Genomic DNA, 21,029 nt, shown 5'->3' with positions numbered 1-21,029 from the left:
CTTTTGATCTTCAAAGCAAAGATCGCAGCCTGCGGCAGCTCCTACACGGGTAGCGCTGAACATTACTGAATTATTCGCTGCAAGAACGCGTACAGCAATTTAAAGTGTACTACCCGGTTAGTTTTGTGTTCGATTATCGAACAAAATGACCCTTGGCGAATTGACGATTTTTTGTTCACTGCGCAACATCAACACCACATTGGGACCGGTCACGAACCGTCGGGCTCAGTTAACAAGACCCAGAACACCACATAAAAATTTCAAAAAACGGGTATACGCTAATGCGCTCATTCAACGCCCTGCTCTCTCGAACCACCGTCATTACGCCTGGCCTGGCGTCCATCCGATCCCCGCGCACCGCTGGCACCTACGTGCCGCTCGCTGAATAACTCGTCAGCCGACGAAACAGCCGATCAGTCCTCACGCGTACGCCGCAATCGATTGATCATGCGCCCTTGAAGTCCCGACGAGCCTCGCTTGTCAGTCATTGAACGGATGGCACACATGAATCCTGTACATAGCTCACGCATGGCCCCGGCCATGAGCGCTGCCTCTGGCGGCATCGGCGATAAAATCCGCGGCGCCATGGCTGTCGGCAAAACCCGTTGGGGCATGCTGGCGCTGGTGTTTTTCGCGACCACCCTGAACTACATTGACCGCGCCGCTCTCGGTGTCATGCAGCCAATCCTGGCCAAGGAAATGAGCTGGACGGCGATGGACTACGCCAACATCAACTTCTGGTTCCAGGTCGGCTACGCCATCGGTTTCGTGCTGCAAGGCCGCTTGATCGACCGAGTCGGCGTCAAGCGTGTGTTCTTTTGCGCAGTACTGCTCTGGAGCCTGGCGACTGGCGCCCACGGCCTGGCCACCTCGGCAGTTGGCTTCATGGTCTGCCGCTTCATCCTCGGCCTGACCGAAGCCGCCAACTACCCGGCCTGCGTGAAAACCACGCGTCTGTGGTTCCCGGCCGGCGAACGCGCCGTGGCCACTGGCATTTTCAACGCCGGCACCAACGTCGGTGCGATGTTCACGCCGATGCTGCTGCCGCTGATCCTGCACGTCTGGGGCTGGCAAGCCGCGTTCCTGTGCATGTCGGCACTGGGAGGGATCTGGTTGCTGTTCTGGGGCCTGAAGTACTTCAACCCTGAAGATCACCCAAGCGTTAAACAGTCGGAACTGGACTACATCCAGAACGAAGTGGAACCGGAACAAACCCGCGTACCGTTCTCGCGAATCCTGCGTATGCGTGGCACCTGGGCCTTCGCCCTCGCCTACTCGATCACAGCGCCGGTGTTCTGGTTCTACCTGTACTGGCTGCCACCGTTCCTCAATCAGCAATACAACCTGGGCATCAACGTGACCCAGATGGGTATCCCGCTGATCATCATCTACCTCACCGCCGACTTTGGCAGTGTGGGTGGCGGAATCCTGTCCTCGTTCCTCATCGGCCGCGGCGTCAACCCGATCAAGGCGCGATTGATGTCCATGCTGCTGTTCGCCTGCTGCATCATCGGCGTGATCATGGCGGCCGGTTCCAGCAACTTGTGGGTCGCCGTATTCGCCATCTCCCTGGCCATCGGCGCGCACCAGGCCTGGACTGCGAACATCTGGAGCCTGGTGATGGACTACACACCCAAGCACATGATGAGCACCGTGTTCGGTTTCGGCGGCATGTGTGCGGCGATTGGCGGGATGTTCATGACTCAATTGGTCGGCCACATCCTGACTGTCACCAACAACAACTACACCGTGCTGTTCACCTTGATCCCCGCGATGTACTTCATTGCGCTGACCTGGATGTACTTCATGGCACCGCGCAAGATTCCGAAAGTAGAAGACTGATGCTTCCCTCGGCGCGGGCCCGGTTTCGGGCCTGCGCTTTTTTATGCCTGTTTTTTGTGCAATCACCCGTTTTCGCTCAATACCAAGGAGGTCAAACCATGTCGTCAGGTCACCTGAGCATCGCCAAACGTGCCGTGATCAGCTTCGGCCTCATCGCCTTGCTGGTCCTGTTGCAAGGCCTGTTCTCTCTCAAGCAAGTCGCCCAAGTGCGCGCCACCGGCCAGCACACCGAAAATGTTTCCCTTCCCAGCACCCGCTATCTGGGAGAAATCCGCGATTACGTACTCAGCATTCGCGTGCTCAGCCTGCGCATGGCACTCAACCGTGAGCCCAAGGTGCTCGACGCTACTGTCACGCGCCTGCATCAAGTACAGGGTTGGCTTGAAGAGGCCATGGATAAGTTCACCCCGCTCGTAGGTGACTACAACCGGGCGCCGTACGAAAAGTTCGTCGCGACTGTCACCCGCTACCGTCAGGCGCTGGCGCAATACGAAGCCCTGTCGCAGGCCAACCGCCTTGAAGAGATGAGCGCGCTGCTCAATGGAAAAATCCAGGATTACTCGACACAGACCGGCGACCAGTTCGCCGAGCTGGTGGCCCTCACCACCCACGAAGTCAGCCTCTCGGCGCAACAAGCCGACTCGCTCTACAACCAGGTGAAAGTCACGGTGATCGGGGCCTTGATTGCCGTGTCGCTGCTGACTGTTTTCCTCGCCTGGCTGTTGATTCGCAGCATCGTGCTGCCCATCCGCCAGGCCGTGGAAGTGGCTGAGCAAGTCGCCGCCGGCGATCTCAGTACGCCGATACAAAGCCACGGCGCCGATGAAACAGCGCGCCTGCTCACTGCCCTGGCGAGCATGCAGACCAGCCTGCGCGAGACCCTGCAACGTATAAGCGCCGCTTCGACCCAACTGGGCACCGCTGCCGAACAAATGAACCAGAGCACTCATCAGGACTCCACTCGCCTGCAGCAGCAACATAACGAAATCGAACAAGCCGCCACGGCGGTGAATGAGATGACCGTCGCCGTGGAAGAAGTCGCACGCAATGCGGTATCGACGTCTGACAGCACACGCCAGTCGACCCAGCAGGCGAGTCAGGGCCAGGCACGGGTTATCGAAACGCTGGATTCGATCCAGGCCATGAGTGCCGATGCCGGCGCGGCCCTGCAACAGGTGCAAACCCTGGCCGAGCACTCCCGGGAAATCGGCAAGGTGCTGGACGTGATCCGCGCTATCGCCGAACAGACCAATCTGCTGGCGCTCAACGCTGCCATCGAAGCCGCCCGGGCCGGAGAAGCCGGGCGAGGGTTTGCGGTGGTCGCCGATGAAGTCCGCGCACTGGCCCATCGCACCCAGCAATCGACCCGGGAAATCGAACAAATGATCGGCCGGGTCCAGGGCGATACCGAGGGTGTGGTGCAGTCGATGCACGGCAACAGTCAGCGCGTCGCCCAAACCCTGTCGATTGCCGAGCAGGCGGGCATAGCGCTGGCAGAAATCACCCGGGCCATGGAGCAGATTCATGAGCGCAATCTGGTGATCGCCAGCGCTTCCGAGGAGCAAGCGGCAGTGGCCCGCGAGGTGGACCGGAACCTGCTGAACATCCGCGACCTGTCACTGCAAAGCGCCGATGCCTCGACGCGCACCAGCGCCACCAAGCAGTTGTCGCAATTGGCAGCGGGCCTGCAAAACCTGGTGGTGCGGTTCAGGTTCTGAGTTATCTCAGCGGCGGCTTTGCTGCCAGGCCGCCGCCAGTCCGCTGCAGCAAATCACGGCGATACCAATCACGGTGGTCAGTGTGGGCGTATGGGAAAACAGCAGCCAGCCCAACAGGCCGGCAAAAATGATCTGGCAATAGCTGAACGGCGCCAACAATGCCGGTGCCGCCAGACGGAACGCCTGGGTCAAAAACAGGTGCGCCGTCATCCCGCAGGTTCCCAGCGCCAACATCATCGCGCCGTGCGCCAGGGTCGGTGTTTGCCAGAAGAATGGCACCAGCGCACTCATGACCAGCGTATTGCACAAGCCGGCGAAAAAGTTGCTGGTGGTTGGGCTATCGACATTGCTGAGCTTGCGGGTCAGCAACTGGTAAAAACAGAAAAACAGCGCCGAACAAAAAGGCAGCAAAACCGCCGGGGTAAACAGATCACCGCCAGGGTGAACGATGATCAGCACGCCGGCAAAGCCAAAAATCACCGCCAGCCATTGCCCACGCGTCACCCGCTCGCCGAGCAGCGGTACCGACAATGCAGTAACCAGTACCGGAGCGAGGAAGTTGACCGACGTGGCCTCGGCCAGCGGGATGTACATCAAGCCGGTGGTGAAAAACAGGCTGGTGCCCAGCAAGCACAAGGCCCGGACTGTCTGAAGCATTGGCCGTTTGGTACGCAGGACTCGCAGCCCGGATTGCGGCAGAAAGATCCCGGCCATCAGCAAGGTGTGCACCACGTAACGCGCCCACACCACCATGACAATGGGATAAAAACCGGAGAGGTATTTGGAAAAGGCGTCGTGACTGGAAAACAGGAAGGTTGCGACAACGATCAGCAGGATCCCCTTGAAGGGCTGATTGACACCGGAAAGGGGGGTACTGACGGTCATTGGGTTTCCTTGTTTTAAAATCAAAAATCAAATGCTTCGCGGGCAAGCCTCGCTCCTACGCCCGCGAAAGGTGCACAGCACCATTAAATCCGCGCCAACAATTCACGGGTTTTATCCAGCGCCATTTGCGCACGGTCCAATCCACTCACGCCCTGCTCCAACAATTGCACGGTGGGAATCTCCAGGCTCAATGGAATGTTAGTAGGCAAACACCGCAACAACCCCGGCAGATCACAATCGCCATCGCCTGGAAAACGTCGCTCGTTACGCGCCTGACGCAAAATCTCGGCCATGTCTGCAGGTCTCGGTCCGGCAACGTCGCACAACTGGGCATACCGTAACCGCGCAGGGGCGACACTGGCCAGATCTTCCAGCTGTGACCCTGAACGATCGAAGTGGAACGCATCCACCAACACCGCACCATTTTCACGCTCGGCGTTCTCAACGATACGCACAGCCTGTTGCAGATTGCGTGCATCGGTCCAAGGCATGAATTCCAGATGTGGATGCAGGCCATAGGGTTTTGCGAGATCACACAATTTGGCGAAGTTCTCCGTCATCCGTTGTTCATCAGGATCGTTGCCGGCCACCAGCAATTCACTGGCACCGAACTCGGCCCCTACCGCCAGAATTTTTTCAAACTCGGCGACCACGGTATCCGGCTTAAGACGCAGGATTTCGACATCCAGCACACGAATGCCCGTATCGCGCAGACGCGCCAACGTCTGGCGCCGCAACTCGGTATCGGCCACGAGGGCGAAATGGTGCTCCTCGGGTGTCGCCGGAACCAGGCGCAACCCCACATGACTGTAGCCCGCCCGCGCAGCGACCTCGACCATCGCGGGCGGAGACAACTCAAGTACCGTCAGACTGGCCAGGGAAAAGATTCGTTCACTCATGGTCAATCCTCAATCACTGACGGTGTGCAAGCGCGACCGGTTTCGGCGGCTTCACGAATGGCTTCGATCAACGCCAGCGTGCGGGCAGCATCGGCGGCGCTCACCAGCGGCTCGACCTCCCGGCGCGCCACACGCACGAAGTGCTGCAACTGCAAGCGCAAAGCTTCATCGGTACTGAACGTTTCTTGAGTCGCCAACAACGGTTGATGCCAGCCGCCATCGGTTTCGTTGTAGTGCCAGCGTTTGAGTTGCGGAATGCTCAGTGCGCCTTTCGTGCCTGCCAGCAAATAACAAGGCTGGTCGGGCTGACGCGGATACACCGGGTTTTCCCCCGAATCCAGCTCCCAACTCCAGGGTGCCGCGACAGCATCGGACCCGGTCAGACTGCCCAGCGCACCCTTGTCGAACTGCAGCAAAATCGCCGCGCTGTCTTCATTGGCAAACCCACGCACCGCATTGTTGGTCATCGCCTGAACCTGGCGCACTTCACCGCACAAATGCCGGAGCAGATCCAGATCGTGGATCAGATTGGTCAACAGCATTCCCGCGCCGGGCTCACGGCGCCAGGTTGTTTCGAAATAACTGTCGGGTTTGCGCAATTGCCAAAGCGCCGTGACCGTGGTCAACCGGCCCAGGGCACCGCTGTGGACCAGTTCATGGGCACGGGCGATCAGCGGATTATGGCGACGATGATGACCGACCAATACCGGAACGCCGGTAGCCTTCGAGGCGGCCACCAGTTCCCTGGCCTCATCCAGATGTACGCCTACCGGTTTTTCCAGCAACACCGGCACTCCGGCCGCGATGCAGTCAAGCGCAGTGCTGACGTGCAACGTATTCGGATTGGCAACGATCACCGCCTCCGGCTTTACCTGCTCCAGCATCTGGCGGTGATCGGCGAAATATTCCACACCCCATTGCGCCGCGAGGCCCGCCGCTTGCGGCCCGGGATCGGCTACCGCGCACAAGGTTGCTTCAGTCAGGGTTCTGAGGTGTTGGTAATGCTGCTGACCCATGTTGCCAGCGCCGATGAGGGCGACTCTAAGGGGCGAATTCAAGATGCGGTCCTCTTGTAAATGTTATTGGAGCGATGAACTCCAATAATCTAGAACTAGGTTCCAGTTTCTCACAGAGACAGCCGTTGAAAGTGTTCGAACAGCGCACAGCTTCGGAGGTTTGATCGCTCCCACGCTCCGCGTGGGAATGCAGCCGGGGACGCTCCGCGTCCCCATCAAGAGCCGAACGCGGAGCGTCCGATGAGGCATTCCCACGCAGAGCATGGGAACGATTTGCAACTTCTCGGGTGTGCGCAGGTTAGATAAACAACTCCGACGCCAGGCTCGCCGCCCCCAACTCCTCGGTAAACGCCAACAGCAACGGCGCCAGTTCGTGCAGCCGCGCCCCTGGCATCCGCGCACTCGGCCCGGCGATGCTCAATACACCGATCACTCGGCCATCCCCGGGATGACGCACCACCGCGGCAATCGCCGAGGTGCCCACCGCCGAGCTTTCTTCGACACAGGCGTAGCCTTGTTCCCGGGCCAGGCGCAGGCGCTCGAGCAGTTCGATGTTGGAGCGCGGCGCATTCGGCCCAACGTGCTCGGGCACATCCGCTGCCTGGCGCTCGATCAGCGACAAGGCTTCGGCATCGCTCATGCACGCCAGCCAGGCATGCCCCGAGGCGGTGTAGAACAGCGGTGCATCACGGCCCATGTCAGGGTCATAACGCAAGCCGGCTCTGGCACCCTGGGACTTGGCGATCCAGGTCTGCCGCTCACCCTCGATCACCCCAAGACGCACCAATTCACCGGTTTCCTGAGCCAGGCGGTCGAGCACCGGCTGCACAATATCGGCGCCACTGCTCGACAAGTACTGGAACCCCATGGCCACCAGTTTGGTCGACAAGTGGTAGCGCAGATTCTCCGGATTCTGCCGCACATAACCCAGCCGGATCAGCTCGGCGAGTAACCGGTGAGTGGCACTCTTGGGGATATCCAATTGCTCAGCCAGCGTCTGCATCGGCAGGCCGCGAGGGTCGCTGGTGAGGCTTTCAAGCACACTGAAAACACGTTCGATCTGACTGCCGGCCATGGGGGTATCCACACTAATTTTTGCCGATTCTAGAAGACAAGCGAGCGAATGCGAAATCTGGAACCCACTGTCCGATAACCGCCCGCTTTACAACGCATCAGACTTGCTCGGTTCAGCCAGCCTCTTATATTTTCTGGAACCAAATTCCAAAACAGCAAATAGCTGGAGTTCAAATCATGCCTGCCAACCCACACTTTCTTCCCGACATAGACTGCGATGTGCTGATCGTCGGTTCCGGTGCGGCCGGGTTGTCAGCAGCCGTAACCGCGGCATGGCATGGGTTGAAAGTGATAGTGGTGGAAAAAGACCCCGTGTTCGGCGGCGCCACGGCGTGGTCCGGGGGATGGGCCTGGGTGCCGCGCAACCCGCTGGCGCAGCGTGCTGGCATCGTCGAAGACATAGAACAACCGCGCACCTACCTGAAACACGAACTGGGCGAGCAATACGATCCGGCGATGATCGATGCCTTCCTTGAGGCCGCACCGCGAATGGTCGCGTTCTTCGAACAGCACACCTCGCTGCAATTCGCCGACGGCAACGCCATTGCCGACATACATGGCGACACACCCGGCGCCGGCACCGGTGGCCGCTCGGTGATCGCCGCGCCGTATGACGCAAGAAAAGTCGGCAAACTCCTAAAGCGTCTACGTAAAACCATGCGGGAAACGTCCTTCATGGGCATGCCAATCATGGCAGGCGCGGACCTCACGGCGTTTCTCAACCTGACCCGCTCACTGCCAGCGGCCTGGCACGTCACCTGGCGTTTTACTCGTCACCTGCTCGACCTCGTTGTGCATCGACGTGCGATGCAACTGGTCAACGGCGTGGCATTGGTGGCACGCCTGGCAAAGTCCGCCGAAGACCTCGGCGTGTTGCTGTGGGAATCGGCGCCGGTCAAAGAGTTGCTGCGCGAGAACAATCAGGTGCGTGGCGCAATCGTCAGTACCGGCAAAGGCTCGGTGCGCATCCATGCGTGCAAGGCCGTGGTACTTGCCGCCGGCGGTTTCGCCAATGACATCGAACGGCGCAAAGCGCTGTTCCCGCGCACGCCCACCGGGAATGAGCACCTGGCCCTGCCACCGCTCGGTGTATCCGGCGATGGCCTGCGACTGGGTGAAAGTGTCGGCGCGCAAGTAAACACCGACATGGTTTCACCCGTGGCCTGGGCCCCGGTTTCGCAGGTGCCGCATGGCGACGGCAGCATCGGCCATTTCCCGCACATCATCGAACGTGCGAAACCGGGAATCATCGGTGTCCTGCGCAACGGCCAGCGCTTCGTCAACGAAGCCAACGGCTACTACGACTACGTGACAGCCATGGTCGCCGCTGCTCCACCAGAGGAAGAAGTCGCCTCTTGGTTGATCTGCAACCATCGCTTTCAACGGCGATATGGCTTGGGTATCTCGCGGCCGTTTCCGGTGCCGCTGTCGTCCTTTATCCGCAGCGGCTATCTGAAAACCGGTAGCACCCTTGAGGAATTGGCGTCGGCTTGCGGCATTGATCCGATCGGTTTGAACACCACCGTGTCGCAATACGACCGGTATGCGCGCAACGGAGAGGATCCACAGTTCGGTCGTGGCTCAACACCCTATAACCGCAAACAGGGTGACGCCTTGCAACAGCCCAACCCGTGTGTTGCGCCGATTGGACCGGGGCCGTTTTATGCCGTGAAGGTCCAGCCCGGCTGCTTCGGCACTTTTGCCGGGCTCAAGGTCAACGAACACGCCCAGGTGCTGGACGACGCGGGCCGGGCAATTGCCGGGCTCTACGCCGCCGGTAGCGACATGGCCAGCATCATGGGTGGCCACTACCCCGCTGGCGGCATCAACATCGGTCCGGCGCTGACCTTCGGTTACATCGCCGCACGCCACATCGCAGGCGTCACTGCTTATGAAAAGGAGATCGACCATGCAGCACATCGTTAACGCACAGGGTTTGAACATGCCGAAACTCGGCCTCGGCACCTGGCCAATGCTTGGTGAGGAGTGCACCCGGGCCGTGGAGCAGGCCCTGGCCCTGGGGTATCGACACATCGACACGGCGGCGGGCTACAACAACGAGGACGCTGTCGGTCAAGCTCTGGCGAACAGTCCGACACCCCGCGATCAAATCCACGTCACCACCAAGGTCTGGTGGGATCAACTGCAACCCGACGCCATGCGCCACTCCATGGATCGCAGCCTCAAAGCCTTGCGCAGCGATTACGTTGACCTGTTCATGATTCACTGGCCAACCACCGATTGGGATTTGCCGAGCACCATCAAAACTTTGGTGTCATTCAAGGAACAAGGGCTGGCGCGCAATCTCGGCGTGGCGAATTTTCCTCTGCCACTGTTGCGCAAAGTCGTCGAGGAGTTGGGCGCACCGCTGTCAGCCATTCAGGTCGAATACCACGTGCTGCTCGGACAAAACCCATTGCTCGACTACGCCCGCCAGCACGACCTGGCGTTGACCGCCTACACGCCATTGGCCAGAAACAAAGTTTCGGACATACCGCAGATCCAGCAAATCGCCACAAAGCACGGCGTGCTACCCACCCAAGTCGCCCTCAAATGGCTGTTGGATCAATCGAACGTGGCAGCAATCCCCAAGGCCAGCGGTGAGGCCAATCAATTGGCCAACCTGGCAGCACTTAATGTGAAGCTCGATGACCAGGATCGTGCATTGATCGCCAGCCTGTCCAAACGTGAGCGACAGGTCAGCCCTGACTTTGCGCCGGTGTGGGACGCATTCGACCAGTAACCTCACCAACCCTTACACATTTCTCCCACGCACCTGTGTCAGCGCGGTTATTCATAGACCCGGCGATCAACGCCCCATCAATCTATGAGAGACCGCAACCATGTTATGGACCAAGGCAAGACGCAGTAACAACGTGAACGACACACGACAGGGCAAGGATGCCCGCACCCTCACAGGGAAAACATTAGGCGCCGGCGTGGCGGCCATTGCGCTGGCCGGCGCTGGACTTTACTCGACACTGGGCACGGCACCGGAGCCCTCCACAAACACCCTCCCCCAACCCGTCACATCCCTGTCAATTGAGCCCGCAGAAGACGTGCAATTGATGTTTGTTCAATCAGTGTTGGGCGATACCGAAGACACCTGGAAACAACTTTTTGCCCAAACGGGACGTCACTATCCACAACCTGCCCTGACGCTGTTCAACCATGGCGTTACGTCGGCCTGTGGTTATGCCGACTCCAGCAGTGGCCCGTTCTACTGCCCGAGCGATCAGCAGGTGTATCTGGATCTTGAGTTCTTCAACAAGCTGGAGCAGCAGCATTCCGTGATTGGCGATTTCGCTCGGGCCTACATCATTGCCCACGAAGTCGGACATCACGTGCAGCTTGAACTGGGACTTTCCGCACCCTTCGAACACGCCTTGGCCAATCAGCGGCCCATCAGCGGTGATGGCGGCCTGGAGGTGCGCGCCGAGCTGCAAGCCGATTGCCTGGCCGGTGTCTGGGCGTTTCATGCGCAACAGCGACTGGACTGGCTGGAACCTGGCGATATTGAAGCCGCGCTGCATGCCGCGGCAGCGTTCGGGGATGACCAACTTCAACGCTCCCGAAACGCCCCTGTTCGGCCCGAGACATTCAGCCACGGCACTTCAGAGCAGCGCGTTAACTGGTTCAAGACCGGCTTCGACTCGGGCCTGCCGGAAACTTGCGACACTTTCGCCGCCACGGACCTGTGACCCCGCCCGTCAATGAAACCGCGAATGTCGCCGTATGCATAGAACCGCTGCGGCTCAAGGCGGTCTGACGACCGGACTGGCGCCGCTCCCACTGAGCAGCAACACTCATCGCACGGACAACCAGAGGATTCCCACATGCTATGGAAAAAAGGCCGACGCAGCGACAACGTGGTCGATGCCCGTGGCGATGATGTCGGCGGCGGCGGTGGCGGGATGCGCTTTGGTGGCGGCAAGGGTCTGAGCCTGACGGCGATCCTGCTGATTGTCGGGATCGGCTGGATCACCGGCCAGGACCCCATGCAGATCCTCGGACAACTGGCCGGGCAGATGGGCGACCAATCGGCACCGGCCACGACCCAGACCCGCAAGGCGCCACCGGCCAATGATGAAGGGGCCGAATTCGTCCGTTCAATCCTGGGTGATACCGAAGACACCTGGCGGCAGATCTTCCAGCAGGGCGGCCGGCAATATAAGGATCCGACCCTGGTGCTGTTCAGCAATCGCGTCAACTCGGCCTGCGGGCTGGCGACATCGGCGACCGGTCCGTTCTATTGCCCGGCAGACCAAAAGGTCTATCTGGACATGGCGTTTTTTCAGGAGATGTCACAACGCTTTTCCGCCGCTGGCGACTTCGCCCAGGCCTACGTGATCGCTCACGAAGTCGGACACCATGTGCAGACCTTGCTCGGCGTCTCCGCGAAAATTCAGACAGCCCGCCAGCAAGGTCGGCAGATGGAGGGCGATGGTGGTTTGCTGGTGCGCCAGGAACTGCAGGCCGACTGCCTGGCCGGGGTTTGGGCCAACAACGCACAGCAACGATTGAACTGGCTGGAGCCGGGCGACATTGAAGAAGCATTGAACGCTGCAAATGCCATCGGCGACGATCGATTGCAGCAACAGGGTCAGGGCCGTGTCGTGCCGGACTCGTTTACCCATGGTACGTCAGCGCAACGGGTGCGCTGGTTCAAAACCGGATTCGCCCAAGGCCAGGTTGGCCAGTGCGATACCTTTGCGGCGAAAAATTTGTAAATGAAGAAGTGGTTGTTGGTTTTACTGTTCACTTGCGCAACGTCCCAGGCCGACGAGCATGGGGTCAAAGAGCTGAGTCCCGGACGCCTGCTGTTGAAGTCAGGCGAGATAGCGGTGGGCATCAGCACCGCGCCAGAAAAAATAGAACGCGTGCTGATCATCGTCCATGGTCGGCCGCGCAACGCGCAAACCTATCTCCACAGCGGCGAACACGCGGCCGAACTGGCCGGTCAGAGCGCAACGACCCTGGTGATTGCCCCGCAGTTTCTCAATGAAACCGACGTCGCCCTTCATCCAGTAGCAGACACGGTTTTGCGCTGGCAGGGTAACGAGTGGATGGCCGGTGGCGAATCCACCGCGCCGTTTCGAATGAGTTCCTACGAAGCACTGGACGAAATCATCGCTCGGGTGGGTGATCGCGAGCAGTTTCCAGAGGTGAAGCAGATCGTCATCGCCGGTCATTCCGGCGGCGCGCAAGTGGTTCAGCGCTATGCCTTGCTGGGTCGCGATCGACCAGACCTGGAGGCCGCGGGCGTGCAGGTGCGCTATGTGGTTGCCAACCCTTCCTCCTACGCCTGGCTGGATGAACGCCGGCCCGTCGCTTTCAACCACGCGGGTTGCCCGAACTTCGATCGCTGGAAGTATGGGTTGAAAGATTTGCCGGCCTACGCCGAAGGACAATCCGCTGCTCAGTTGAAGGAAAAGTACCTCAAGCGCGACATCGTTTATTTACTCGGGCAGCAGGACAGTGACCCGAATCATCCGGCGCTGGATAAAAGCTGCGAGGCCAAGGCCCAGGGGCCGAATCGACTGGCCCGGGGGCGTTTTTACTTCAATTATTTGAAACGGATGAAACCGAAAGGGCTGGATCAACAGCTGATTGAAGTGCCCGGGGTTGGGCATAACGGGGATGGGATGTTTACGTCGCCGCAGGGGCAGAAGGCGTTGTTTGGGCAGTAGGTTTTGCAGTACCTGATCTGACGCTATCGCGAGCAGGCTCGCTCCCACAATGAAATGCGTTCAACTGTGGGAGCGAGCCTGCTCGCGATGGCGTCCGATCAGACAACCGCAACCTCAAGCCGAAACCATCCGCCGCAACTCAACACAATCCGCCGCATGCCAATCCGTCAACTCCGGCCACGGGTTATCCGGCAGGTTCACCAACACCGTGTGCGTTCCCGCTGCCCGCCCACAATCCAGATCAAAGCGGTAATCACCGACCATCACCATCTCGCGGGTCGGCACATTCCACGCCTCGGCCAGCTTCAACAAACCGCCGGGGTGCGGTTTTGGCGGCGCTTCATCGCGACCCAGCACATCCTCCACCGCGAAACAGTCGGCCAGGCCGATCGCCTCCAGCGTGACATGCGCCAACTCACGGGCATTTCGGGTCAGAATGCCCAGGCGATAACCGCGCCCGGACAATTCACGCACCAGTTCGACAGCGCCCTTTGCCGGTTTCGAGCCCAGCGCCAGATCCCGCTCATGCTCCAGCAACCAGGCATGTTTGGCCGCCGCTTCATCGGCAGGCAGCGCAGCGAGGTGGGTCAAGATGTCGTCTTGCGCCGGGATCGCCAACGCCACGCGAATCGCCGCGAAATCATGCACGGCCACCGTCAGGGTGCCGTCCATGTCGAACACCCAGTGGCGTACCTCGTTCAGGCTCATGCCCAGTCCTTGCGATGACGGATCAGGCCTTCCTGAGTGACCGAGGCCACCAGTTGCCCGGCGCGGTTGAACACGCTGCCACGGGAGAACCCGCGAGAATTGCCGGCCCACGGACTGTCCATGGCGTAGAGCAGCCAATCATCGGCACGCAGGTCCTGATGGAACCACAGTGCGTGATCGAGGCTGGCCACCTGCATGTCCTTGTGCCAGACCGATTTGGCGTGAGGCTGCATCGAAGTGGTCAACAGGCCGAAATCGGAGGCGTAAGCCAGCAGATATTTGTGCAGCGCCGGCGTATCGGCCAACGCACCGTCGGCACGAAACCAGACGTACTTGATCGGGTCGCCTGGCTTGGGGTTGTAGGGATCTTCCGCGGTCACCGGGCGAAATTCGATCGGCTTGGGGCACAACAGCTTTTCGCGCATTTTCTCGGGGATCAGGTGCGCGCGTTGCTGGGTGATTTCCAGCTCCGATGGCAGATTTTCCGGGCCGACCACTTGCGGCATTTCACTCTGGTGCTGGAAACCTTCTTCGTCGTACTGGAACGAAGCGCTGCACGTGAAAATCGGGTGGCCCTTCTGGATCGCCGTCACGCGCCGCGTGCTGAAACTGCCGCCATCGCGAACCCGGTCAACCTGATACACCACCGGCAAGCCAGCGTCGCCCGGACGCAAAAAATAACCGTGCATCGAATGCACATGGCGCGTTTCTTCTACAGTCTGACTGGCCGCCGACAGCGACTGGCCGAGCACCTGGCCACCGAACAACTGACGAAATCCCAGATCCTGGCTGCGGCCACGAAACAGGTTTTCTTCGATCGATTCCAGAGTCAGCAGGTCGACCAGATCATCCAACACTTGGCTCATTCAGACTCTCCTCACACAACGCGATACCGCGCAGCCTTGGCTGCGGCGGTCAATTCAATTTCTGGCCCGGGCCAACATGAGGGCCATTGTAAACGTCTGTGTCAGGTTATCCATGCAACGTTTGCAGCCATTGCTCACGGTTGATGCGATACAACACGTGGTGGCGTAGAGGGTGATCGACGGCAAGCTTGGGGTGATTGAAATCATCGACTGGATCGTGTTGCATCCCGATCGCCTGCATGACTTTCTGTGAAGGCAGATTGTTGTCCGCGGTGAACGATACGACTTCGTTTGCCACCAGGCGATCAAACCCGCAGCGCAGAGCGGTCCACGCCGCTTCACTGGCATAACCCAGCCCCCAGTGCTCGCGCGCCAGACGCCAGCCGATCTCGATGGCTGGGGTGAAAGGCGCATCGAAACCCACCACACCGAGCCCGGTAAAACCGATGAATTGACCGGTGTCCTTGCGCTCCAGCGCCCACAAACCAAAACCGTGCTCAGCGAAATGGCCACGGATTCGCCCGATCAATGAAGCACTTTCCAGTCGGCTCAAAGGTGCCGGAAAGTAGCGCATCACCTGTGGATCGGCGCACATTGCGGCAAACTCGGGCAAATCCTCATCGCGCCATTGGCGCAACAACAAACGCGCGCTCGCCAGCTCCAGAATTGGCTCCATCAGGCTCTCCCCCCATTTCCATGTCGCAAGTCTACAACGCTGGTACGATCCTTCACTCTTTCCTACAGCCTTTCCAGACAAATCAGCCATGCCCCTGCCGTTGATCTATCACGAAGACTACAGTCCCGAATTTCCGGCGGATCACCGCTTCCCCATGGACAAGTTTCGCCTGCTGCGTGATCACCTGGTGGACAGCGGTCTGGTCCGGGACTCAGATCTGCTGCGCCCGGAACTATGCCCGGCAGAGATTCTCGCCCTCGCCCATGACCCTTCGTATATCGACCGCTATATGAGCGGCGAGTTATCCCGTGAAGATCAACGACGCTTGGGCCTGCCCTGGAGCGAAGCCCTGGCCCGGCGCACGGTGCGGGCGGTCGGTGGCTCGTTGCTGGCGGCAGAGCAGGCGCTTGAGCATGGCCTGGCCTGTCACTTGGCGGGCGGCACTCACCATGCGCACTACGACTACCCGGCAGGGTTCTGCATCTTCAACGACCTGGCGGTCATCAGCCACTTCATGCTGGAAAGCGGGCGTGTGGATCGGGTGCTGATATTCGATTGCGATGTGCACCAGGGCGATGGGACTGCACGGATTCTGCACAACACCCCGCAAGCCATCACCGTTTCCCTGCACTGCGAAAAGAACTTTCCTGCACGCAAAGCCGAAAGTGACTGGGACATTCCATTGCCCAACGGCATGGGCGATGCCGACTACCTGAAGGTGGTGGACGATGCGCTCAACTACCTGCTGCCGCTCTATCAGCCGGATCTGGTGCTGTACGACGCCGGCGTCGATGTGCACAAGGACGATGCCCTGGGTTATCTGAAGCTGACCGACGAAGGCGTCGCGGCCCGCGATGAAAGCGTGATGCGTCATTGCCTGGGCCGGGACATTCCGGTGGTCGGGGTGATCGGCGGTGGCTACAGCAAGGACCGTCATGCCCTCGCCCGTCGCCACGGCATCCTCCATCACAGCGCGCAACGGGTGTGGCAGTCATCAGGTTGTCACTGACCTGTGGATGCTTTACCCACAATGGCTGTGGAACCGCCTGTGGATAACCTGAGTGAAAGGGACTACAGCCCATGTGGCGTATGGGCTACAGACTACTGATCATTTTTTAATCACCTCTTCAAATACACCACAGAACCCTGTGGGAGCGGGCTTGCCCGCGATGAGGCCAGCACATTCAACATCCTCACCGCCTGACGCACCGCCATCGCTGGCAAGCCAGCTCCCACAGGGTTCTCGGGCTGCTAGAATGCGCGGCTATTCCGCCACACCGCAGCGTTGACCATGACCCAGCCCAACACGTCCCCCACTCCACAAGTCGCCATCATCGGCGGCGGCCCCGCTGGCCTGATGGCGGCCGAAGTGTTGAGCCAGGCCGGGATCAAGGTCGATCTGTACGACGGCATGCCTTCAGTGGGACGAAAATTCCTCCTGGCCGGCGTCGGCGGCATGAACATCACCCATTCCGAAGCCTACCCTGCGTTCCTCTCGCGCTATGCCGAACGCGCCCCGCAGATCGCGCCGTTGTTGCGAAGCTTTGGCGCCGATCAGCTGTGCCAATGGATTCATAATCTAGGTATCGAAACCTTTGTCGGCAGCTCTGGCCGGGTTTTTCCAACCGACATGAAAGCCGCGCCGCTGCTGCGCGCCTGGCTTAAACGCCTGCGCGACAGCGGCGTAGTTATCCACACCCGCCACCGCTGGCTTGGCTGGAATGCCGATGGCAGCTTGAAAGTCTCAAGCCCCGATGGCGAAAAGACCCTCACACCCGACGCCACTTTGCTCGCCCTTGGCGGCGGTAGCTGGTCGCGGCTGGGCTCGGACGGTGCGTGGATGCTGCCACTGGAGCAACACGGCGTAGGACTGGCGCCCCTGCAACCGAGTAATTGCGGCTTCGAGGTGAAGGCCTGGAGCGAATTGATGGTCAGCAAATTCGCAGGCGCACCGCTGAAAAACGTTGCCATCGGCCTCAACGACGATGTGCCACGGCTCGGCGAATGTGTGATCACGGCCACGGGGGTTGAAGGCAGTTTGATCTATGCCCTGTCAGCCCCTATCCGCGAGGCGATCAATCAACAGGGCTCGACAACCATTCATCTCGACCTTTTGCCGGGCAGACCTGTGGATAAAATCCAGGCAGCGCTCAGCAAGCCACGGGGCTCACGCACCATGGCCAAGCATCTGCACAGTCAATTGGGAATCGACGGGGTGAAAGCGGCGTTGTTACGAGAGCAGACTTCTGCCGAAACCTTTGCCGATTTGGCGTTGTTGGCCCAGGCGATCAAGGCATTGCCCGTGACCCTGATCAAAACCCGGCCATTGGACGAAGCCATCAGCAGTGCTGGCGGAGTTTTGTTCGAATCGATGGATGAGCGCTTGATGCTCAAGCCGTTGCCTGGCGTGTTTTGCGCTGGAGAAATGCTGGACTGGGAAGCGCCGACCGGTGGCTATCTGCTCACCGCGTGTTTCGCCAGTGGGCGGGCGGCGGGGTTGGGGATGGTGGAGTGGTTGCGACAGGCAGACCGCTGATCGTTCCCTCGCTCCGCGTGGGAATGCAACCCGGGACGCTCCGCGTCCCTGCCGAAGCGGACGCAGAGCGTCCATTGAGGCATTCCCACGCAGAGCGTGGGAACGATCTCTGTCGCGTTAAGGCTTACGCTTACGCGGCCCAGTATTGAACACCGGCACTTTTCGCACAGGCTTGATCGAAGGTTCCGCTGGCGCAACTTCCCCGCTGTCCACCCACTTACCCAGATTGCGCTTGCCGCCACCACCGGAAGCCTTTGGCTTCTTCGGTTTCTTCGGCTTCTTGATGACCTGGCCACTGGCATCGGTGTCCGGCACGCGGTGCTCGGGTTCGAAGTCCGGCTCGTTCTGACGCTTCAAGGTCTGACGGGTCAACATCTCGATAGCCGACAGCAGGTTCACTTCATCGGCACACACCAGGGAAATCGCCTCGCCGGTCGAGCCCGCACGGCCGGTACGACCGATGCGGTGAATGTAATCCTCGGCCACGATCGGCAGGTCGAAGTTGACCACCAGCGGCAGGTCTTCGATGTCCAGACCACGGGCCGCCACGTCGGTGGCGACCAGGATCTGCACTTCACTCGCCTTGAAACGGTCCAGTGCGCGTTGACGGGTCGCTTGCGGTTTATCGCCATGGATGCCGTCGGCGTTGATACCCAGGCCCTGGAGTTTTTCCACCAGCGCGTCCACGCCGTTGCGGGTCTTGGCGAACACCAGCACTTGCTTCCACTTGCCCTTGCGCATCAGGTGCACGAACAGCTCCGGCTTGCGCTTCTTGTCCACCGTCACGATCCACTGCTTGACGGTGTTCGCCGCGACGTTGCGCGGGCTGACTTCGATGCTCAGCGGGTCGTTGAGCATTTGCCCGGCCAGCAGACGGATGTCGTCGGAGAACGTCGCGGAGAACAGCAGCGTCTGACGTTTTTTCGGCAGCGCCCGGTAAATGTTCGCCAGCTCTTCGGAAAAGCCCAGGTCAAGCATGCGATCGGCTTCATCCAGCACCAGGGTTTGCAGCTGATTGAACTTCAGCGCGTTCTGACGGAACAGGTCGAGCAAACGGCCCGGAGTGGCAACCAGCAGATCAACACCGCTGCGCAGCTTCATCATTTGCGGGTTGATGCTGACGCCGCCGTATACCGCATAGGTACGCAGCGGCAGGTTTTCGGCGTACTGGCGCACGGCTTCGTGAACCTGTTCGGCCAGTTCGCGGGTCGGTACCAGGATCAGTGCACGTACCGAGTTGGCAGTGACTTTCGGCCCTTCCATGGCCAGCAGTTGCAACAGTGGCAACGCGAAACCGGCGGTCTTGCCTGTACCGGTTTGCGCGGCGGCCATCAGGTCGCGACCGGCCAGAACCGCCGGAATGGCTTGCGCCTGAACCGGCGTCGGGGTCTGGTAGCCGAGCGTCTCAAGGGAGCGCAGCAAGGGTTCGATCAGGCCAAGAGTGGCGAAAGTCATGGGAGTACCGTAGGAAAATTCAGCGCGGTTGTGCAACGAGTGTGCAATGGCGCGCAGTTTACCCTAATTCACACGGGATTCTGTCGGCACGACCTTCGCCACTGGTTGCGCCGGTGCGCGGCGCCACTGCGGCAAACCGATCAACACCACGGCGCTGATGATCACCAGCATGGCCAACGCTTCCTCGATACCGATGGTTTCGCCGACAAACACGATCCCCAACAACACCGCCACTGCCGGGTTGACGTACGCATAGCTGGTGGCCGCCGCTGGACGTACGTGCTTCAACAGGTACATGTAGGCATTGAAGGCGATGATCGAACCGAAGATCGTCAGGTAGGCCAGCGCAAACCAGCCCTCGATGGGCGGTACCTTCTCCAGATGCTCGCCGCTGGCAGCGCTGCCAATCAGCAACACGACGCCACCCACGAGCATTTCCACGGCACTGGCCATCGCCCCTTGGGGCAAAGGCAGATGCTTGCTCCACACCGAACCGAACGCCCAACTGGCCGCCGCCAGAATCAGCAAGGTTGCGCCCAGCGGGCTCGACTGCAAGTTGGAGCCGAGGTTGAGCATGGCAATGCCGATCAGCCCGAGGGTAATTCCGGCCCATTCAAGACGGGTATTGCGCGTGCCCCAGAAATAACCGAACAGCAGGGTAAACAGCGGCACCGTCGCCACCGCCAGCGCCGCCACACCGGAAGCCACGCCCATGTGTTCGGCCACACTGACCCCGCCGTTGCCGCCTGCCAACAGCAACACGCCGATGATGCCCGCGGCTTTCCATTGCGCCCAGGTCGGTGCCGGCGCCCCGCGCCAGCGCAGGAAGGCGTACATCAACGTACCGGCAATGACAAAACGGATACCTGCAAGCAGCAACGGCGGCCAGGACTCCACACCAATGCGAATCACCAGGTAGGTCGACCCCCAAATCACGTACAAAGCGAAAAAGGCGGCGATCAACGGTAAGGGGAAGCGACGTAGGCCGGGCATGGGAGCAGCTCGCAGACAGGACATGTGAAGGGCTATTCTAGAAAGGCTAACGACGGAAAATAAGTTACAAAACCTGTTTATAGCGCCGGTACACTTTTCAAAACACGGAGATTATTGCGATAAACCGTGCTTTCGAAAGCGACCCATTTTCAGGAGCCCGACATGGACAAATATGACCGCATGCTACTCAGCGCCCTACTGGAAAACGGTCGCGCGTCCTACGCCGACCTAGCGCGCAAGGTCAACCTGTCCGCCCCGGCCGTGGCCGAGCGTGTGGCCAAACTCGAAGCCAGCGGCGTGATCACCGGTTACCAGGCAAAAGTCGACATGGCCAAGCTTGGCTTGCCGATCCAGTGCGTGATCGAACTGCGCCTGAATCAGCATGGCAACCAGAAAACCTACGACGACCTGATCAAAATCCCACAACTGACCGAATGCCACCGCGTAACCGGCGACCCGTGCGTGATCATGCAAGCGGCGGTGGGTTCGATGCCGGAACTGGAAGACTTGATCAACCGCATCGCCACATTCGGGTTCAGCAAGACGTCGATCGTGTTATCGAGCGCCATCGAGAAGCGGGTGCCGTTGGGGCATATCGAGGGCAATGGCAAGGCGTGATGCAGTACGCGTCCCTGTGGGAGCTGGCTTGCCAGCGATGAGGCCGGCACAGC

The 21,029-nt window shown here is 60.0% G+C and carries 19 protein-coding genes; 10 read left to right on the top strand and 9 right to left on the bottom strand.

Annotation, left to right across the window (positions count from 1 at the left end; all coding sequences use genetic code 11):
- Positions 1-504: 504 nt before the first annotated feature.
- Positions 505-1,842, top strand: a complete 1,338-nt coding sequence (locus tag ACRESJ_RS09740; RefSeq protein WP_431757724.1) for an MFS transporter — start codon at positions 505-507, stop codon at positions 1,840-1,842.
- Positions 1,843-1,940: 98 nt separating this feature from the next.
- The gene (locus ACRESJ_RS09735; protein ID WP_431757723.1) at positions 1,941-3,560 is read left to right on the top strand and encodes a methyl-accepting chemotaxis protein; all 1,620 of its coding nucleotides are present in this window, start codon (positions 1,941-1,943) and stop codon (positions 3,558-3,560) included.
- A 6-nt stretch (positions 3,561-3,566) separates the two neighbouring features.
- Here ACRESJ_RS09735 and ACRESJ_RS09730 read toward each other — a convergent pair whose 3' ends face one another.
- The 4 genes from ACRESJ_RS09730 to ACRESJ_RS09715 all read right to left on the bottom strand — a co-directional run bounded on the left by ACRESJ_RS09730 (position 3,567) and on the right by ACRESJ_RS09715 (position 7,435).
- Positions 3,567-4,445, bottom strand: a complete 879-nt coding sequence (locus tag ACRESJ_RS09730; protein ID WP_431757722.1) for a DMT family transporter — start codon at positions 4,443-4,445, stop codon at positions 3,567-3,569.
- Positions 4,446-4,528: 83 nt separating this feature from the next.
- Positions 4,529-5,344 (bottom strand): sugar phosphate isomerase/epimerase family protein, encoded by an 816-nt coding sequence (locus ACRESJ_RS09725; protein ID WP_431757721.1) that lies wholly within the window; start codon positions 5,342-5,344, stop codon positions 4,529-4,531.
- 2 nt (positions 5,345-5,346) lie between these two features.
- Positions 5,347-6,402, bottom strand: a complete 1,056-nt coding sequence (locus tag ACRESJ_RS09720; RefSeq protein WP_431757720.1) for a Gfo/Idh/MocA family protein — start codon at positions 6,400-6,402, stop codon at positions 5,347-5,349.
- A 256-nt stretch (positions 6,403-6,658) separates the two neighbouring features.
- Positions 6,659-7,435 carry an IclR family transcriptional regulator gene (locus ACRESJ_RS09715; protein WP_431757719.1) on the bottom strand — a complete coding sequence of 259 codons (777 nt, stop codon included), beginning with the start codon at positions 7,433-7,435 and terminating at the stop codon, positions 6,659-6,661.
- A gap of 176 nt (positions 7,436-7,611) precedes the next feature.
- On the opposite strand from ACRESJ_RS09715, the gene ACRESJ_RS09710 reads away from it, so the two are divergent.
- From ACRESJ_RS09710 to ACRESJ_RS09690, 5 genes are all read left to right on the top strand, one after another.
- Complete coding sequence (locus tag ACRESJ_RS09710; protein WP_431757718.1) at positions 7,612-9,360, top strand: FAD-dependent oxidoreductase; 1,749 nt, start codon at positions 7,612-7,614, stop codon at positions 9,358-9,360.
- Positions 9,344-10,177: an aldo/keto reductase gene (locus tag ACRESJ_RS09705; protein ID WP_431757717.1), complete on the top strand. Its 834-nt coding sequence runs from the start codon at positions 9,344-9,346 to the stop codon at positions 10,175-10,177. The genes ACRESJ_RS09710 and ACRESJ_RS09705 overlap by 17 nt, the downstream gene beginning before the upstream one ends.
- Positions 10,178-10,277: 100 nt before the next feature.
- A complete protein-coding gene (gene ypfJ, locus ACRESJ_RS09700) occupies positions 10,278-11,135 on the top strand; it encodes a KPN_02809 family neutral zinc metallopeptidase (RefSeq protein ID WP_431757716.1) in 858 nt (285 codons plus the stop codon).
- A 135-nt stretch (positions 11,136-11,270) separates the two neighbouring features.
- On the top strand, positions 11,271-12,164 hold the full coding sequence (ypfJ, locus tag ACRESJ_RS09695; RefSeq protein WP_431757715.1) for a KPN_02809 family neutral zinc metallopeptidase: 894 nt from the start codon (positions 11,271-11,273) through the stop codon (positions 12,162-12,164).
- Positions 12,165-13,124: an alpha/beta fold hydrolase gene (locus ACRESJ_RS09690; protein WP_431757714.1), complete on the top strand. Its 960-nt coding sequence runs from the start codon at positions 12,165-12,167 to the stop codon at positions 13,122-13,124. It abuts the gene before it with no gap.
- 114 nt (positions 13,125-13,238) lie between these two features.
- Here ACRESJ_RS09690 and ACRESJ_RS09685 read toward each other — a convergent pair whose 3' ends face one another.
- The 3 genes from ACRESJ_RS09685 to ACRESJ_RS09675 all read right to left on the bottom strand — a co-directional run bounded on the left by ACRESJ_RS09685 (position 13,239) and on the right by ACRESJ_RS09675 (position 15,374).
- Positions 13,239-13,832 (bottom strand): HAD family hydrolase, encoded by a 594-nt coding sequence (locus ACRESJ_RS09685; protein WP_431757713.1) that lies wholly within the window; start codon positions 13,830-13,832, stop codon positions 13,239-13,241.
- Complete coding sequence (gene tesB, locus ACRESJ_RS09680; protein WP_431757712.1) at positions 13,829-14,698, bottom strand: acyl-CoA thioesterase II; 870 nt, start codon at positions 14,696-14,698, stop codon at positions 13,829-13,831. The genes ACRESJ_RS09685 and tesB overlap by 4 nt, the downstream gene beginning before the upstream one ends.
- A 106-nt stretch (positions 14,699-14,804) precedes the next feature.
- A complete protein-coding gene (locus ACRESJ_RS09675) occupies positions 14,805-15,374 on the bottom strand; it encodes a GNAT family N-acetyltransferase (protein WP_431757711.1) in 570 nt (189 codons plus the stop codon).
- Between the two features lie 88 nt (positions 15,375-15,462).
- Between ACRESJ_RS09675 and ACRESJ_RS09670 the strand changes: the two genes are divergently transcribed.
- Both ACRESJ_RS09670 and ACRESJ_RS09665 read left to right on the top strand, forming a co-directional pair.
- Positions 15,463-16,383 carry a histone deacetylase family protein gene (locus ACRESJ_RS09670; protein ID WP_431757710.1) on the top strand — a complete coding sequence of 307 codons (921 nt, stop codon included), beginning with the start codon at positions 15,463-15,465 and terminating at the stop codon, positions 16,381-16,383.
- 282 nt (positions 16,384-16,665) lie between these two features.
- Positions 16,666-17,910: a TIGR03862 family flavoprotein gene (locus tag ACRESJ_RS09665; protein WP_431757709.1), complete on the top strand. Its 1,245-nt coding sequence runs from the start codon at positions 16,666-16,668 to the stop codon at positions 17,908-17,910.
- A 117-nt stretch (positions 17,911-18,027) separates the two neighbouring features.
- On the opposite strand, the gene ACRESJ_RS09660 is transcribed toward ACRESJ_RS09665, so the two are convergent.
- Positions 18,028-19,365, bottom strand: coding sequence for a DEAD/DEAH box helicase (locus tag ACRESJ_RS09660; RefSeq protein WP_056855722.1), 1,338 nt, complete (start codon positions 19,363-19,365; stop codon positions 18,028-18,030).
- A 63-nt stretch (positions 19,366-19,428) separates the two neighbouring features.
- Positions 19,429-20,358, bottom strand: coding sequence for a drug/metabolite exporter YedA (yedA, locus tag ACRESJ_RS09655; protein ID WP_431757708.1), 930 nt, complete (start codon positions 20,356-20,358; stop codon positions 19,429-19,431).
- Between the two features lie 162 nt (positions 20,359-20,520).
- Between yedA and ACRESJ_RS09650 the strand changes: the two genes are divergently transcribed.
- Complete coding sequence (locus ACRESJ_RS09650) at positions 20,521-20,976, top strand: Lrp/AsnC family transcriptional regulator (protein ID WP_431757707.1); 456 nt, start codon at positions 20,521-20,523, stop codon at positions 20,974-20,976.
- The last annotated feature ends 53 nt before the right edge of the window (positions 20,977-21,029 follow it).

It is taken from the genome of Pseudomonas sp., from assembly GCF_050739655.1.
GTDB lineage: Bacteria > Pseudomonadota > Gammaproteobacteria > Pseudomonadales > Pseudomonadaceae > Aquipseudomonas.
The sequence above is the reverse complement of the archived record's forward strand: the minus strand, read 5'-3'. Positions and strand labels throughout refer to the sequence as shown.

Bases quoted from the DNA above. Each gene is read 5' to 3' on its own strand.
- ACRESJ_RS09740 (WP_431757724.1), top strand. From the start codon at position 505: ATGAATCCTGTACATAGCTCACGCATGGCCCCGGCCATGAGCGCTGCC.
- ACRESJ_RS09735 (WP_431757723.1), top strand. From the start codon at position 1,941: ATGTCGTCAGGTCACCTGAGCATCGCCAAACGTGCCGTGATCAGCTTC.
- ACRESJ_RS09730 (WP_431757722.1), bottom strand. From the start codon at position 4,445: ATGACCGTCAGTACCCCCCTTTCCGGTGTCAATCAGCCCTTCAAGGGG.
- ACRESJ_RS09725 (WP_431757721.1), bottom strand. From the start codon at position 5,344: ATGAGTGAACGAATCTTTTCCCTGGCCAGTCTGACGGTACTTGAGTTG.
- ACRESJ_RS09715 (WP_431757719.1), bottom strand. From the start codon at position 7,435: ATGGCCGGCAGTCAGATCGAACGTGTTTTCAGTGTGCTTGAAAGCCTC.
- ACRESJ_RS09710 (WP_431757718.1), top strand. From the start codon at position 7,612: ATGCCTGCCAACCCACACTTTCTTCCCGACATAGACTGCGATGTGCTG.
- ACRESJ_RS09705 (WP_431757717.1), top strand. From the start codon at position 9,344: ATGCAGCACATCGTTAACGCACAGGGTTTGAACATGCCGAAACTCGGC.
- ypfJ (WP_431757716.1), top strand. From the start codon at position 10,278: ATGTTATGGACCAAGGCAAGACGCAGTAACAACGTGAACGACACACGA.
- ypfJ (WP_431757715.1), top strand. From the start codon at position 11,271: ATGCTATGGAAAAAAGGCCGACGCAGCGACAACGTGGTCGATGCCCGT.
- ACRESJ_RS09690 (WP_431757714.1), top strand. From the start codon at position 12,165: ATGAAGAAGTGGTTGTTGGTTTTACTGTTCACTTGCGCAACGTCCCAG.
- ACRESJ_RS09685 (WP_431757713.1), bottom strand. From the start codon at position 13,832: ATGAGCCTGAACGAGGTACGCCACTGGGTGTTCGACATGGACGGCACC.
- tesB (WP_431757712.1), bottom strand. From the start codon at position 14,698: ATGAGCCAAGTGTTGGATGATCTGGTCGACCTGCTGACTCTGGAATCG.
- ACRESJ_RS09675 (WP_431757711.1), bottom strand. From the start codon at position 15,374: ATGGAGCCAATTCTGGAGCTGGCGAGCGCGCGTTTGTTGTTGCGCCAA.
- ACRESJ_RS09670 (WP_431757710.1), top strand. From the start codon at position 15,463: ATGCCCCTGCCGTTGATCTATCACGAAGACTACAGTCCCGAATTTCCG.
- ACRESJ_RS09665 (WP_431757709.1), top strand. From the start codon at position 16,666: ATGACCCAGCCCAACACGTCCCCCACTCCACAAGTCGCCATCATCGGC.
- ACRESJ_RS09660 (WP_056855722.1), bottom strand. From the start codon at position 19,365: ATGACTTTCGCCACTCTTGGCCTGATCGAACCCTTGCTGCGCTCCCTT.
- yedA (WP_431757708.1), bottom strand. From the start codon at position 20,358: ATGCCCGGCCTACGTCGCTTCCCCTTACCGTTGATCGCCGCCTTTTTC.
- ACRESJ_RS09650 (WP_431757707.1), top strand. From the start codon at position 20,521: ATGGACAAATATGACCGCATGCTACTCAGCGCCCTACTGGAAAACGGT.